This is a genomic window from Streptomyces sp. NPDC013455 (genome assembly GCF_040632975.1).
Lineage (GTDB): Bacteria > Actinomycetota > Actinomycetes > Streptomycetales > Streptomycetaceae > Streptomyces.
Map to the genome: position 1 here is coordinate 275,466 of NZ_JBEYCX010000009.1, position 13,984 is coordinate 289,449.

General features: G+C 73.0%; 12 protein-coding genes. 10 read left to right on the top strand and 2 right to left on the bottom strand.

Going from position 1 to position 13,984, the window contains the following annotated elements:
* The first annotated feature begins 7 nt into the window (after positions 1 to 7).
* The 4 genes from ABZ576_RS17625 (at position 8) to ilvD (ending at position 4,658) form a co-directional block, all read left to right on the top strand.
* Positions 8 to 940, top strand: a complete 933-nt coding sequence (locus ABZ576_RS17625; RefSeq protein ID WP_360741090.1) for a Ppx/GppA phosphatase family protein — start codon at positions 8 to 10, stop codon at positions 938 to 940.
* Between the two features lie 249 nt (positions 941 to 1,189).
* On the top strand, positions 1,190 to 2,002 hold the full coding sequence (locus ABZ576_RS17630; RefSeq protein ID WP_360741092.1) for a sugar phosphate isomerase/epimerase: 813 nt from the start codon (positions 1,190 to 1,192) through the stop codon (positions 2,000 to 2,002).
* A complete protein-coding gene (locus ABZ576_RS17635; protein ID WP_360741093.1) occupies positions 1,999 to 2,604 on the top strand; it encodes a TetR family transcriptional regulator in 606 nt (201 codons plus the stop codon). Before ABZ576_RS17630 ends, ABZ576_RS17635 begins: the two co-directional genes overlap by 4 nt.
* Before the next feature lie 200 nt (positions 2,605 to 2,804).
* Positions 2,805 to 4,658, top strand: a complete 1,854-nt coding sequence (gene ilvD, locus ABZ576_RS17640; RefSeq protein ID WP_360741095.1) for a dihydroxy-acid dehydratase — start codon at positions 2,805 to 2,807, stop codon at positions 4,656 to 4,658.
* Between the two features lie 218 nt (positions 4,659 to 4,876).
* On the opposite strand, the gene ABZ576_RS17645 is transcribed toward ilvD, so the two are convergent.
* Positions 4,877 to 7,003, bottom strand: coding sequence for a serine/threonine-protein kinase (locus tag ABZ576_RS17645; RefSeq protein ID WP_360741096.1), 2,127 nt, complete (start codon positions 7,001 to 7,003; stop codon positions 4,877 to 4,879).
* Between the two features lie 154 nt (positions 7,004 to 7,157).
* On the opposite strand from ABZ576_RS17645, the gene ABZ576_RS17650 reads away from it, so the two are divergent.
* The 6 genes from ABZ576_RS17650 to proC all read left to right on the top strand — a co-directional run bounded on the left by ABZ576_RS17650 (position 7,158) and on the right by proC (position 12,274).
* Entirely contained in the window at positions 7,158 to 7,484 is a 327-nt protein-coding gene (locus tag ABZ576_RS17650; protein ID WP_360741098.1) for an SH3 domain-containing protein, read from the top strand.
* Positions 7,485 to 7,991: 507 nt separating this feature from the next.
* Positions 7,992 to 8,531 (top strand): EamA/RhaT family transporter, encoded by a 540-nt coding sequence (locus ABZ576_RS17655; protein ID WP_360741100.1) that lies wholly within the window; start codon positions 7,992 to 7,994, stop codon positions 8,529 to 8,531.
* 184 nt (positions 8,532 to 8,715) lie between these two features.
* Positions 8,716 to 9,531: a class I SAM-dependent methyltransferase gene (locus ABZ576_RS17660; RefSeq protein ID WP_360741102.1), complete on the top strand. Its 816-nt coding sequence runs from the start codon at positions 8,716 to 8,718 to the stop codon at positions 9,529 to 9,531.
* Between the two features lie 201 nt (positions 9,532 to 9,732).
* Complete coding sequence (locus ABZ576_RS17665) at positions 9,733 to 10,536, top strand: ABC transporter ATP-binding protein (protein ID WP_360741104.1); 804 nt, start codon at positions 9,733 to 9,735, stop codon at positions 10,534 to 10,536.
* Complete coding sequence (locus ABZ576_RS17670; protein ID WP_360741106.1) at positions 10,533 to 11,342, top strand: ABC transporter permease; 810 nt, start codon at positions 10,533 to 10,535, stop codon at positions 11,340 to 11,342. The genes ABZ576_RS17665 and ABZ576_RS17670 overlap by 4 nt, the downstream gene beginning before the upstream one ends.
* Before the next feature lie 119 nt (positions 11,343 to 11,461).
* Positions 11,462 to 12,274 carry a pyrroline-5-carboxylate reductase gene (gene proC / locus ABZ576_RS17675; protein ID WP_360741108.1) on the top strand — a complete coding sequence of 271 codons (813 nt, stop codon included), beginning with the start codon at positions 11,462 to 11,464 and terminating at the stop codon, positions 12,272 to 12,274.
* Between the two features lie 64 nt (positions 12,275 to 12,338).
* Here proC and trpS read toward each other — a convergent pair whose 3' ends face one another.
* The gene (gene trpS, locus ABZ576_RS17680) at positions 12,339 to 13,364 is read right to left on the bottom strand and encodes a tryptophan--tRNA ligase (RefSeq protein WP_360741110.1); all 1,026 of its coding nucleotides are present in this window, start codon (positions 13,362 to 13,364) and stop codon (positions 12,339 to 12,341) included.
* Positions 13,365 to 13,984 lie beyond the last annotated feature (620 nt).

The window sequence follows — 13,984 nt, forward strand, 5'->3', positions numbered from 1 at the left end:
TCCGTCCATGAGACTCGGTGTCCTGGACGTGGGTTCGAACACGGTGCATCTGCTGGTGGTGGACGCCCACCCCGGCGCGTGCCCGCTGCCCGCGCATTCGCACAAGGCCGACCTTCGGCTCGCCCAACTCCTCGACGCCGGCGGTGCCATCGGCGACGACGGCATCGACAGGCTGATAGCCGTCGTACGGGACGCGCTCCAGGCCGCCGAGGACAAGGGCGTCGAGGACCTGCTGCCGTTCGCGACCTCGGCAGTCCGCGAGGCCACCAACGCCGACGAGGTCCTCGCGCGCGTGGCCGACGAGACCGGCGTACGGCTCCAGGTCCTCACCGGCGAGGAGGAGGCCCGGCTCACCTTCCTCGCCGTCCGCCGCTGGTTCGGCTGGTCCGCCGGGAAGCTGCTGGTCCTGGACATCGGCGGCGGCTCCCTGGAGATCGCCTACGGCATGGACGAGGAGCCGGACACGGCCGTCTCCCTGCCGCTCGGCGCCGGCCGCCTCACCGCCGGCTGGCTGCCCGGCGACCCGCCCGACCCGGAGGACGTCCGCGCCCTGCGCCGGCACGTCCGCGCGGAGATCGCCCGCACCGTCGGCGAATTCAGCCGCTCCGGCACCCCCGACCACGTCGTCGCCACCTCCAAGACCTTCAAGCAGCTCGCCCGCCTCGCCGGCGCCGCCCGCAGCGCCGAGGGCCCCTACGTCCAGCGCGAGCTCAAGCGCGAGTCCCTGGAGGCCTGGGTCCCGCGGCTGGCCGGCATGACGGCCGAGCAGCGCGCCGAACTGCCCGGAGTCTCGGAGGGCAGGGCCGGCCAGCTTCTCGCCGGAGCCCTGGTCGCCGAGGGTGCCATGGACCTCTTCGGCGTGGAGAGCCTGGAGATCTGCCCCTGGGCCCTGCGGGAAGGCGTGATCCTGCGGCGGCTGGACCACATGGTCTCCGCCTAGGGCTCTCGTCCGAAGCAGAGCAGCCAGGGCTCTCGTCCGAAGCAGAGCAGCCAGGGCTCTCGTCCGAAGCAGCGCAGCCAGGGCTCTCGTTCGGACCAGGCCGGCCGAGCGGCACCGCGCTTCCCGGCCGGGCCGAGCGGGTCACCGCGCGAGCGGCCACGGCGACGCCGGATCCGCCCGAATGGCAAACCTCACAACGGCGAACAGGCACCCGACACCGGCACCGCTCCACGCCGTAAGGTGACGGACGTGGCTGAACCAACGGACGTGCGTATCGCCCTGTCGACCGCCTCCGTCTACCCGGAGTCGACGGCGACGGCCTTCGAGATCGCCGCGCGCCTCGGCTACGACGGAGTCGAGGTCATGGTGTGGACCGACCCGGTCAGCCAGGACATCGAGGCGCTGCGCCGCCTGTCGGACTACCACGGCGTCCCGATCCTGGCCGTCCACGCCCCCTGTCTGCTGATCACCCAGCGCGTCTGGTCCACCGACCCCTGGGTGAAGCTGCAGCGTGCCCGCGCGGCGGCGGAGAAGCTGGGCGCGTCCACCGTCGTCGTCCACCCGCCCTTCCGCTGGCAGCGGCAGTACGCCCGTGACTTCGTCGACGGGATCTGGCGGATGGCGAACGAGACGGACGTCCGGTTCGCCGTCGAGAACATGTACCCCTGGCGCTACCGCGACCGCGAGATGCTCGCCTACGCCCCCGACTGGGACGTCACCAACGACGACTACCGGCACTTCACGATCGACCTCAGCCACACGGCGACGGCCCGTACCGACGCCCTGGACATGGTCGACCGCATGGGGGACCGGCTCGGGCACGTCCACCTTGCCGACGGCCGGGGCTCCGCCAAGGACGAGCACCTGGTCCCCGGCCGCGGCACCCAGCCCTGCGCCGAGCTCCTGGAGCGCCTGGTGCGCACCGGCTTCGACGGCCACGTCGTGATCGAGGTCAACACCCGGCGCGCGATGTCCGGCGCCGAGCGCGAGGCCGACCTCGCCGAGGCCCTGGAGTTCACGCGCAAGCACCTCGCCTCGCCGGTCCGGGTGCCCCGGCGATGACCGAGCCCGCCCCCCGCCGCCGCGGCCGCCCCCCGCGCACCGAGTCCGCCGGCACCCGCGAGCGCATCCTCGACGCCGCCCGCGAGGAGTTCTCCGCGCGCGGGTACGAGAAGACCTCCGTACGCGGCATCGCCAAGGCCGCCGGCGTGGACTCCGCCCTCGTCCACCACTACTTCGGCACCAAGGAGCAGGTGTTCGAGGCGGCCGTCGCGGTCGCCTTCGCGCCCGCGCTGGACGCGCCGAACGCGCTGGCCGAGGGGCCGCTGGACGGTGTCGGCGAGCGGCTGACCCGTTTCGTCTTCGGCGTCTGGGACAACCCCACGACCCGTACGCCCCTCCTCGCCATCCTGCGGTCCGCCGTGAACAACGAGACCGCCGCCGCCGCGCTCCGCCGCCTGGTCGCCTCCCAGCTGCTGCGCCGCATCGCCGCGCAGCTGGACCTGCCGGACGCCGAGCTGCGGGCCGAGCTGGCGGCCGCACAGCTGGTGGGTACGGCGCTGATGCGCTACGTGATCAAGCTGGAGCCGCTGGCCTCGGCGGACCTCGAGCAGATCATCGCCCGGGTCGCACCGGTCGTACAGGGACACCTGACCCGCGCCTGAATGCTCGTACGGGAACCGTCGTACGGAAAGCGTCGTACGGAAACCATCCTGCGGAAAGCGCCGTACGGAGCCGTACGGCGCGGGTTCGCGTCCTCGCGCACACGAGACGGGTGTCCCGAATCACGGACACTCCGTCCCGCACCCTGGATGACCGGCGTACGCTCGATAGCAGCCCTATCTGTCTGAAGGAGCGAGCGACGATGCCCGAGCTGAGGTCCCGCACAGTCACCCACGGCCGCAACATGGCGGGCGCCCGCGCCCTTATGCGTGCCTCCGGTGTACCCGGCGCGGACATCGGCCGGAAGCCGATCATCGCCGTCGCCAACTCCTTCACCGAGTTCGTGCCCGGCCACACCCACCTCCAGCCGGTCGGCCGGATCGTCAGCGAGGCGATCCGGGAGGCGGGCGGCATCCCGCGCGAGTTCAACACGATCGCCGTGGACGACGGCATCGCCATGGGCCACGGCGGCATGCTGTACTCCCTGCCCTCCCGCGACCTGATCGCGGACTCGGTCGAGTACATGGTCGAGGCCCACTGCGCCGACGCCCTGGTCTGCATCTCCAACTGCGACAAGATCACCCCGGGCATGCTGATGGCGGCCCTGCGCCTGAACATCCCGACGGTCTTCGTCTCCGGCGGCCCCATGGAGTCCGGCCGCGCCACCCTCGTGGACGGCACGGTCCGCACGCTCGACCTGGTCGACGCGATCTCCGACGCGGTCAACGACAAGATCTCCGACGAGGACATCCTCCGCATCGAGGAGAACGCCTGCCCGACCTGCGGCAGCTGTTCCGGCATGTTCACCGCCAACTCGATGAACTGCCTCACCGAGGCCATCGGCCTCTCCCTGCCCGGCAACGGCTCGGTCCTCGCCACGCACACCGCCCGCCGCGCCCTGTACGAGAACGCGGCCCGCACGGTGATGGACCTCACCCGCCGCTACTACGAGCAGGACGACGACACCGTCCTGCCCCGCAACATCGCCACCTTCCAGGCGTTCGAGAACGCCATGGCCCTGGACATCGCGATGGGCGGCTCCACCAACACGATCCTGCACCTGCTGGCCGCCGCCCAGGAGGCCGGCGTCCCGTTCGGCCTCGACGAGATCGACGCCGTCTCCCGCCGCGTGCCCTGCCTGGCGAAGGTCGCCCCGAACGTCGCCAAGGACCGCACGTACTACATGGAGGACGTGCACCGCGCCGGCGGCATCCCCGCCCTCCTCGGCGAGCTGCACCGCGGCGGCCTGCTCAACGAGGACGTCCACGCCGTCCACAGCCCCTCCCTCGCCGACTGGCTGAAGACCTGGGACGTGCGCGGCGGTTCCCCCTCCCCGGAGGCGGTCGAGCTCTGGCACGCGGCCCCCGGCTGCGTCCGCTCCGCCGAGGCGTTCTCCCAGTCCGAGCGCTGGGAGGCCCTGGACGAGGACGCCGAGAGCGGCTGCATCCGCTCCGTCGAGCACGCCTACTCCCAGGACGGCGGCCTGGCCGTGCTGCGGGGCAACCTCGCCGTCGACGGCTGCGTGGTCAAGACGGCCGGCGTGGACGAGTCGATCTGGACCTTCGAGGGCCCGGCGGTCGTCTGCGAGTCCCAGGAGGAGGCCGTCCAGCGGATCCTCACCCAGGAGGTCAAGGACGGCGACGTCGTCGTCATCCGCTACGAGGGCCCCAAGGGCGGCCCCGGCATGCAGGAGATGCTCTACCCGACCTCGTACCTGAAGGGCCGCGGCCTCGGCAAGACCTGCGCCCTGATCACCGACGGCCGCTTCTCCGGCGGCACCTCGGGCCTGTCCATCGGCCACGCCTCGCCCGAGGCGGCCTCCGGCGGCACGATCGCGCTGGTCCAAGACGGCGACCGCATCCGCATCGACATCCCGAACCGCTCGATCGAGCTGCTGGTCGACGAGGCGGAGCTGGCCCGCCGCGAGCAGGCCCTCAACGGCCGCTACGCCCCGAAGAACCGCGAACGCAAGGTCTCCGCCGCTCTGCGCGCCTACGCGGCGATGGCGACCAGCGCGGACAAGGGCGCGGTGCGCGACGTGTCCCGACTGGGCTGACCGACACCGACCGGCCGGCCGACACCGGCCGACACCGACTGGCCGGCCGATACCCACCGGCCCACCGATACCGACCGGCCGGCCGACACCGGCCGACCGGCACCGGTCGGGCCGCAGCCGTGGCAGGGGCCGCCTCCCGGGCGGGGGCGGCCCCTTCGCCGTCGCACCACCGGGCCAGCGTGGCGGCGCACCCCCGGGGCGGGCGTGGCGGCGCGTGGTCACCACGTGGCCGGCGCGTGGCCGTCCACGGTGAAGACGGTGCCGTCGGGCGCGCCGGCGTACACCCGGCCGCCGGCGGCCACCGGGGCGGACGGCGCGCTCACGACCCGCGCCGAGCCGGCACCCAGGCGGGCCGGTGTCTGCCCGACCAGCCGGCCCTTACCGGCGTCCACGGCGAGCAGCCGGCCGTCGCTCGCGGTGAAATACACCCGCCCGTCCTGGACGACGGGCAGCGAACCGCGGCTCACCGACGTCTCCAGGTGCCACAGGCGCCTGCCCGACTCCACGTCCACGGCGTCCAGGGAGCCGCCGGTGGCCAGCACGTAGGCCACGTCGCCGCGCACGGTGGCGTGCGCCCCGTCGAGCACGGTCGGCAGCGCGACCCGCCGGGCCGCCCCCGTCCGGGGCGAGTACCGGACGATCTCCTCGGCGCCGTAGCCGCTGTCGACGGCCAGGAAGGACACCGAACCGTCGTCCTGGGCGGCGAACGGCTTGAGCCAGCCCCGCAGCCGCACCTCCCACCGGACCTCGCCGGTGCCCGCGTCGACCGCGCTCACCCGGGTGCTCGACCCGTCGGCGGACGTACGGGTCGCATAGGCCGAGGACGCGCCGGGGAACGTGACGAGGGACGGCACCCCCTGACCGGGTAGCGTCCGCCGCCACCGCGTGGCGCCGGTCGCGCCGTCCACCCCGGTGACCGTCCCGTCGGCCCCGGTCAGCAGGGCCGTGTCGCCGGCGTACCGGACGGTCGTCCCCGCGGGCAGCGGGCGCTGCCACACCTGCCTGCCCGAGGCCGGATCGAGGCCCGCGACACGTGAGCCACCGTCCGTGTACGGCTGCACCAGGCCGCCGGAGACGGCCGGCGGGCCGCTGGGGGAACGCGTGTCGACCGGGCGCCGCCACAGCAGCCTGCCGTCGGTCCCGGAGAGCGCGAAGACGACACCCGCCCGCGCGCACAGCAGCCTGCCCCCCTGGTAAGCGCAGTGCGGCATGCCCTCGCCCCCGACCGCCGGCCGGGCCGACCAGGTGCCGTAGGCCGCCGTCCGGGTGGCCGCGCCCTTCCGGCCGCCGGAGTGGTCGCCCCCGTCGGACACACCGGTCACCCCGGCAGTCCCGACCGCGGTGAGTGCGCCCACCACCGCCAGCCCGAGGGCGCCGGCCGCCAGCACCGCCCGCCGACGGCCCGGACGCTTCACGGCGGGGCGCCCCCCGGCCGGCTCGGAAGGGCCGGGCGCCGCCGGTGCGGGCCCGTCCTCGCTTCGCCGCTGCGCCGGTATGAACGCCTGCGTGTCGTACGAGGCGGCCACCGAGCGCAGCTCCCGCATCAGCTCGTCCGGCGTGGGCCGGTCCGCGGGCTCCTTGGCGAGGCACCGCCGCACCAGCGGGGCGAGGCCCTCCGGTACGCCGGCCAGGTCGGGCTCGTCATGGACCACCTGGTAGGCGACGACATACGGACTGTCGGAGTCGAAGGGACCGCGCCCGGTGGCCGCGTGCACCATGACCGAGCCGAGCGCGAAGATGTCGGCGGCCGGCCCCACTTCCCGCGGGCGCCGGAACTGCTCGGGTGCCATGAACGGCGGTGTGCCGATCAACTTCCCCGTCTCGGTGCGCAGTTCGCTGTCCTTCGGCCGGGAGATGCCGAAGTCGATGACTTTCGGACCGTCCTCGGCGAGCAACACGTTGCTGGGCTTCAGGTCCCGGTGCACGACCCCCACCCGGTGGATGTCCCGCAGCGCCTCGGCGAGCCCGGCCATCAGCCGGCGCAGCTGCTCGGGAGCCATGGGGCCCTTCCGCTTCACCTGCTCGGAGAGGGTGGGGCCGGGAATGAACAAGGTGGCCATCCAGGGCCGTTCGGCCTCCGGATCGGCGTCGACGACGGGCGCGGTGAAGGCCCCGCTGACCCGGCGCGCGGCGGCCACCTCCTGCCGGAAGCGTCCTCGGAACTCGGGGTCCCGGGCGAACTCGGCGTGTACGACCTTCACCGCGAGCTTCATCCCCGAGGTGCTGCGGGCGAGGTGCACGACTCCCATGCCGCCGGAGCCCAGACAGGACTCCAGGCGGTAGTGACCGGCCCATTCCGGAAGTTCCGCTTCCGCGCCCGCTCCGGTATTGCGCTGTGGCGCCATGGACCACCCCCGTGCTCTTCGTCCGCGCGCGCGACGCACGGAGCCTAGTCGATGACTCGTACGAGACAGAGGCGGCTTGCTAGCGTCTGCGTGCGAGTCGCGCGCACGCGTTTCGCGCCGAGTTACAGGGAAATGACGGGGGAGGACCACGTTCATGTCTGTTGACCGTGTACAAGAGGTCGAGGAAACCGACGGCAGCCGCGAGGGCGTGACGGCGCAGGCGGCGGCCGCCGTACGCACCTATGCCGTCGCCCCCGGCGTGCGGCTGAACGTCCGCAGCGGCCCGGGCACCCAGTACAACCTCGTCCGCGTCCTGCCGGAGGGCGTCCGCGTGCCGATCTACTGCCAGACGCCCGGCACGACGGTGTCCGGCCCCTACGGCACGACGAACATCTGGGACCTCATCGACAGCGGCGAGTACGTCTCGGACGCCTTCGTCCACACCGGCAGCGACGGCTACATCGCCCCCCGCTGCAGCTGAACCCCCTCCGCCCACGACCTCCGGACCGGCCGGCGCACTTGGCCGGCCGGCCGTGCCTCCTGGGCCGGTGTCCGGGCCGGTGTCCCGGTCGGGCGACCGGTCTCCCGGCCGCGCAGCCGGGGGCGTGCGGCGGCCTTGCCCGGCCGGGCGGCCGCGAGTCCCGGCCGGGCGGCCGCGAGTCCCGGGCAGGCGAGTCCGGTCGGACGGGGCCGGGGTGCCTGCGGGGCGGATGCTCGCAGATGCTCGGGGGCTCGGAAATGCTCGGGGTGGCGGGTGCTCGCAGACGCTCGGGTGCGGGTGCGGGTGCGGGTGCGGGTACGGGTACGGGTGCGATGCGGGTGCGATGCGGGTCGGGTGCTTGGGTGGACCCGGCTGCCCGGCTGCCCGGCTGCCCGGTTGCCCGGTTGCCCGGTTGCCCGGTTGCCCGGTTGCCCGGTTGCCCGGTTGCCCGCTGCCCGGCTCCGCCCCGCCCGGGACCCCGCTCGTGGCCGGAGCCATAATCGTCCCGTGAGCGACGAAACCGGCACCGCGGACACCTCGGCGAGCCCCACCGGCGGGCCCGGGAAGGCCGGTGCGCCCCGGGGTGGCGGGCCCCGCCCCGAGCCCCTGCGCTTCTTCGGCACGTCCTGGGTGCACCACGACAACGGCTACGCGGCCCGCCGCGCCGGCGTCGCCGTCGGCTCCCTCGTGGCCGCCGCCGTCTCCTGCCTGGTGCTGTGGTTCGCCTACGACGGCATCCGGATCGCCGACACCGGCTCCTTCGTGGCCGTACTCGTCGTCGCCATGTTCGGTATCTGCAGCGCGCTCGCCTTCCGCAACACCTGGGAGGGGTTCGGCAAGCGCCACGACCCGCAGCGCCAGGCTTCCTTGCGCGGCCTGCTCGCCATCGGCTTCGTCGGCTCCCTCCTCGCCTATTTCTTCCGCTCCCTCACCGAGGCCCCGGGCGAGAAGCTGCACCGCGAGGAGTACGACAAGGCCCGCGAGGCCCACGAGCGCCGCACCACCCGCCGCACCGGCAACCCCTCCAGGAAGAAGCGCCACCGGTAGACCACCGCCGAACGACACGGCACCCACCCGCGCCGGGGTGAGCGCGCCGCGGGCAAGCGTGCCGAGGCCGAGTGTGCCGCGGCGAGCGTGGCCCGGGCGCCGTGCCGAGGGCGGGCGCGCCGGAAAGGTGGCGCGAGGAGAAAACGGCTGTCCCCCTCCACTCCCTCCCACCCACCATGCCTTCATGACAGCCACTCAGCCCCCGCCCGCCGACCCGCACGCCCTGCACGCCGCCCGAGCCGAGTCCTTCAACTCCGCCGCCGCCCAGTACGCGGCGAACCGCCCCTCCTACCCGCCCGCCCTCCTCGACGCCGTCGAGGAACTGGCCGGCCGCACGCTGTCCGGTGCCAGGGCCGTCGACGTCGGCGCCGGCACCGGTATCGCCACCGCCCTCCTGCACGCCCGCGGCGCCGACGTCCTCGCCGTCGAACCGGGTGCGGGCATGGCCGCCGAGTTCCGCCGCACGCTGCCGCACATCCCGCTGGTGAGGGGCAGCGGCAACGCCCTCCCCGTCACCGATGCCCACGCCGACCTCGTCACCTACGCCCAGGCCTGGCACTGGACCGACCCGGACCGCTCGGTCCCGGAGGCGCTGCGTGTGCTGCGACCGGGCGGTGCGCTGGCCCTGTGGTGGAACACCGAAGCGCTGGACGTCGAGTGGATCGCCGAGGCCGCCGACCGCACGGGCCGCTTCCTCGGCCCGGGCCCCGCCGCCGAGGTCCGGGAGGGCGCCGAGCGGAGCAAGGCCGGCGGGCTCGTCGACCGGGCCGATCCCAGCGGGCGCCTGGACTTCACCCGCCGCACGGTCCGCTGGAGCCGCCGCGTGCCGATCGACACCCACCTCGCCAACATCGGCAGCCATTCGGCCTTCCTCGTCACCCCGGCGGAGCGCAGGACGGCCTTCCTGGAGGAGGAGCGCGGCCACCTGCTCCAGATCTTCCCGGACGCCGTCGTGGAGGAGACCTACGACGTCGTCCTCCTCGTCGCCCACAGGCCCTGACCCGGTCTCTCCCCGCCCCCCGTTCTCGGCGGCGGCCGGTCCTGGCCCGGTCTCTCCCCGCCCCCCGTTCTCGGCGGCGGCCGGTCCTGACCCGGTCCCCCCGCTCCCCTCCCGTCCTCGGCGGCGGCCGGCCCACGCCGGCCGCCGTTTCCGTGTGTCTGCCCCTTGACGTCCTCAGGGCCACCGCAGATTATTCATCACATGATGAATTATGAGCCGGGCCCGCCACCCGAGCCGGCCGCCCCCGCCGTCCACGCCGACGGCCTCACCGTCGTCCGAGGCACCCGTACCGTCCTGAACCACCTCCGTTTCACCGTCCCCCGCGGCCGCATCACCGGCCTGCTCGGCCCCTCCGGCTGCGGCAAATCCACCCTCATGCGCTCGATCGTCGGCACCCAGGCCAAGGTCACCGGCACCCTGGACGTCCTCGGCCACCCGGCCGGCCACCCCGCCCTGCGCAACCGCATCGGCTACGTCACCCAGGCCCCCTCCGTCTACGACGACCTCACCGTCCGCCAGAACCTGGAGTACTTCGCCGCGATCCTCGACCCCGGCCGCGCCGCCGCCCGACGCCGCCACGACCACGTCACCCAGGCCATCGCCGACGTCGACCTCACCCGCCACGCCGACTCCCTCGCCGGCAACCTCTCCGGCGGCCAGCGCAACCGGGTCTCACTCGCCGTGGCCCTGCTCGGCACCCCCGAACTCCTCGTCCTGGACGAGCCCACCGTCGGCCTCGACCCCGTCCTGCGCCGCGACCTGTGGCACCTCTTCCACGACCTCGCCTCCACCCGCGGCGTCACCCTCCTCGTCTCCTCCCACGTCATGGACGAGGCCGAGCGCTGCCACCGCCTCCTCCTCATGCGCGAGGGCGAGATCCTCGCCGCCGGAGACACACCGGACGCCCTGCGCACCCGCACCGGCGCCGACACCGTCGAGGCCGCCTTCCTGCACCTCGTCGACGAGGCGGCCGCCGCGAGCCGCACGAAGGAGAGCACCCGATGAGCCCGAGCGCCACGCGCCCCGCGAACCCGGACACCACCCCGGCCACCCGCACCACGGCCTCCGGCGGGCTCAACGCCGCCCGCACCACCGCCACCGCCGCGCGAGTCCTGCGCCAGCTCCGCCACGACCCGCGCACCATCGCGCTGATGATCCTCATCCCGTGCGTGATGCTGATCCTGCTGCGCTACGTCTTCGACGCCAGCCCCCGCACCTTCGACAACATCGGCGCCTCGCTGCTCGGCATCTTCCCGCTGATCACGATGTTCCTGGTCACCTCCATAGCCACCCTCCGCGAGCGCACCTCCGGCACCCTCGAACGCCTCCTCGCCATGCCCCTCGGCAAGGCCGACGTCATCGCCGGCTACGCCCTCGCCTTCGGCGCCCTCGCCGCGGTCCAGTCCGCCCTGGCCACCGGACTCGCGGTCTGGCTCCTCGGCCTCGACGTCACCGGCTCCCCCTGGCTGCTCCTCCTCGTCGCCCTCCTCGACGCCCTGCTCGGCACGGCCCTCGGCCTCTTCGTCTCGGCCTTCGCGGCCTCGGAATTCCAGGCGGTCCAGTTCATGCCCGCGGTGATCTTTCCCCAGCTCCTCCTGTGCGGCCTCTTCACGCCCCGCTCCGACATGCACCCCGTCCTGGAGGCCGTCTCCGCCGTTCTGCCGATGTCGTACGCCGTCGACGGCATGAACGAGGTGCTGCACCACACCGACATGACGGCCACCTTCGTGCGGGACATCGCGATCGTGGCGGGCTGCGCGCTGCTGGTGCTGGGACTCGGCGCGGCGACCCTGCGACGCCGGACCCCGTGAGCCCCGAGCGACACCTCACCCGAGCGGCACCCACCCGGTGGACGCCCCCCACACCGGCGGGCGTCCGCCCAGCGGACAACCACCCCCCAACCCCCCACCCCGGTGCGAAACTGAGCCGCATGAGCCAGAAAGTCGCAGTCCTCGGCACCGGCAAGATCGGCGAAGCCCTGCTCAGCGGAATGATCCGGGCCGGCTGGGCCCCCGCCGACCTCCTGGTCACCGCCCGCCGCCCCGAACGCGCCGACGAACTCCGCACCCGCTACGGAGTCACCCCGGTCGGCAACGCGGAGGCCGCCAAGACCGCCGACACCCTGATCCTCACGGTCAAGCCGCAGGACATGGGCACCCTCCTGGACGAGCTCGCCCCGCACATCCCCGCCGACCGCCTGGTCATCAGCGGAGCCGCCGGCATCCCCACCTCCTTCTTCGAGGAGCGCCTCGCCTCCGGCACCCCCGTCGTCCGCGTCATGACGAACACCCCCGCCCTCGTCGACGAGGCGATGTCCGTCATCTCCGCCGGCAGTCACGCCACCGCCGAGCACCTCGCCCACGCCGAGGAGATCTTCGGCGCCGTCGGCAAGACCCTCCGCGTCCCCGAGAGCCAGCAGGACGCCTGCACCGCGCTCTCCGGCTCCGGCCCGGCGTACTTCTTCTACCTGGTCGAGGCCATGACCGACGCGGGCATCCTGCTCGGCCTGCCCCGCGACAAGGCCCACGACCTCATCGTCCAGTCCGCGATCGGCGCCGCCGTGATGCTCCGCGACAGCGGCGAGCACCCCGTCAAGCTCCGGGAGAACGTCACCTCCCCCGCGGGCACCACGATCAACGCCATCCGCGAACTGGAGAACCACGGCGTACGCGCCGCCCTCATCGCCGCCCTCGAAGCCGCCCGCGACCGCAGCCGCGAACTCGCCTCCGGCAAGAAGGACTGACAGGACCGACCCCGGCGCCCCCGCGGGCGGCGGCTGCCCACCGCCCGCTCGGCACGCCGGCCCGCTAACCCGCGGCGCTCAGCGACGGCTCCGCCACGGGCGGCAGCAGCCCTATCGCCCGATAGGCCGTATCGACCGTCGGCCGGGCCAGCGCCCGCGCCTTCTCCGCACCATCCCGCAGCACCCCCTCCACATAGGCCGGATCAGCGCACAGCTCCCGGTGCCTGGCCTGCACCGGCCGCAGCACCTCCACCACCGCCTCCGCGGTGTCCTTCTTCAAAGAGCCGTACGAGTCGTAAACGTTCGCCAGTGACGCAGGGTTCCCACCCGTGCACGCAGCGAGAATGTCCAGCAGATTGGCGACGCCCGGCCGCTCCGCACGGTCGTAGACGACCTCCCGCCCGCTGTCGGTCACCGCCCGCGACACCTTCTTGCGCACCACGTCCGGCTCGTCCAGCAGATAGACGATCCCCGGCCCGGAGTCGTCCGACTTCCCCATCTTGGACGTCGGGTCCTGGAGGTTCATCACCCGCGCCGCCACCTCCGGCCGCGTCGCCTTCGGCACCACGAAGGTGTGCCCGTACCGCTGGTTGAACCGCACCGCCAGATCCCGCGTCAGCTCCACGTGCTGCACCTGGTCGTCCCCGACCGGCACCTGGTCCGCGCCGTACGCCAGGATGTCCGCCGCCATCAGCACCGGATACGTCAGCAGCGACAGCCGGACGCTCCCGCCGCGGTCCCGCTCCCGCGCGGCCTTCTCCTTGTACTGGATCATCCGCCGCATCTCACCGTCGGCCGCCACGCACTCCAGCAGGTACGACAGCCGGGTGTGCTCGTCGACATGGCTCTGCAGGAAGAGGGTGCACACCTGCGGATCGAGCCCGGTGGCCAACAGCACGGTCGCCGCCTGCCGGCTGAGCCTGCGCACCCGCGCCGGATCGTGCTCCACGGTCAGCGCGTGCAGATCCACGACGCAGAACAGCGACTCCGCCTGGTGCTGGTCCACCTCGGCCCAGCGCCGCATGGCCCCGAGGTAGTTCCCCAGGGTCACGTGCCCGGTCGGCTTGATCCCGCTGAAGACCCGAGTCATCTCCACTCCACCTTCCGATCGAGGCCACCGCCTTCGCGGCCGGCCCCCGGGTCCCGGAGGGAGATACGAGAACGGCCGCCGAGGCGGCGGCCGTTGGGTGCATACGTGAGTCCGGCCGCCGTCAGGCGGCCCACCAGAGCTGGGTACACGTACGCGTCGTCATGTCGTCCACAGTACGCCTGCGGAGGGGCCCTGGGACATGAGTTGACACACCCCACGCCCGTACGTAGTGTTCTCCGAGTTGTCCGACGTGAGCGCCGACCCCGGTCGGTCCCCGGACAGCCATTCCGCAAGTACCACCCACTGTTTCGACGCTTCGGTGTCGGCCGCTTTGGTGTGCGTATTTTCGAAATGAGGAATCCGCGTTCGAAAGGACGTCGGCCCCCGATTAGGTCGGGAGCCAGGAATCCGGTAAAGTCTCACTCGTCGGAAGGGCCCAACAGCCCGGAAGCCAAACCCCCCTGACTGGGAGTCAGACGCCGAAAGGATCTGATAGAGTCGGAACCGCCGGAAAGGGAAACGCGAAAGCGGGAACCTGGAAAGCACCGAGGAAATCGGATCGAGAAAAGATCTGATAGAGTCGGAAACGCAAGACCGAAGGGAAGCGCCCGGAGGAAAGC

Excerpts from the sequence above, each read along its gene's own strand:
- trpS (WP_360741110.1), bottom strand. The coding sequence starts at position 13,364 with ATGACTCGGGTCTTCAGCGGGATCAAGCCGACCGGGCACGTGACCCTG.
- proC (WP_360741108.1), top strand. The coding sequence starts at position 11,462 with ATGAGCCAGAAAGTCGCAGTCCTCGGCACCGGCAAGATCGGCGAAGCC.
- ABZ576_RS17670 (WP_360741106.1), top strand. The coding sequence starts at position 10,533 with ATGAGCCCGAGCGCCACGCGCCCCGCGAACCCGGACACCACCCCGGCC.
- ABZ576_RS17665 (WP_360741104.1), top strand. The coding sequence starts at position 9,733 with ATGATGAATTATGAGCCGGGCCCGCCACCCGAGCCGGCCGCCCCCGCC.
- ABZ576_RS17650 (WP_360741098.1), top strand. The coding sequence starts at position 7,158 with ATGTCTGTTGACCGTGTACAAGAGGTCGAGGAAACCGACGGCAGCCGC.
- ilvD (WP_360741095.1), top strand. The coding sequence starts at position 2,805 with ATGCCCGAGCTGAGGTCCCGCACAGTCACCCACGGCCGCAACATGGCG.
- ABZ576_RS17660 (WP_360741102.1), top strand. The coding sequence starts at position 8,716 with ATGACAGCCACTCAGCCCCCGCCCGCCGACCCGCACGCCCTGCACGCC.
- ABZ576_RS17625 (WP_360741090.1), top strand. The coding sequence starts at position 8 with ATGAGACTCGGTGTCCTGGACGTGGGTTCGAACACGGTGCATCTGCTG.
- ABZ576_RS17645 (WP_360741096.1), bottom strand. The coding sequence starts at position 7,003 with ATGGCGCCACAGCGCAATACCGGAGCGGGCGCGGAAGCGGAACTTCCG.
- ABZ576_RS17635 (WP_360741093.1), top strand. The coding sequence starts at position 1,999 with ATGACCGAGCCCGCCCCCCGCCGCCGCGGCCGCCCCCCGCGCACCGAG.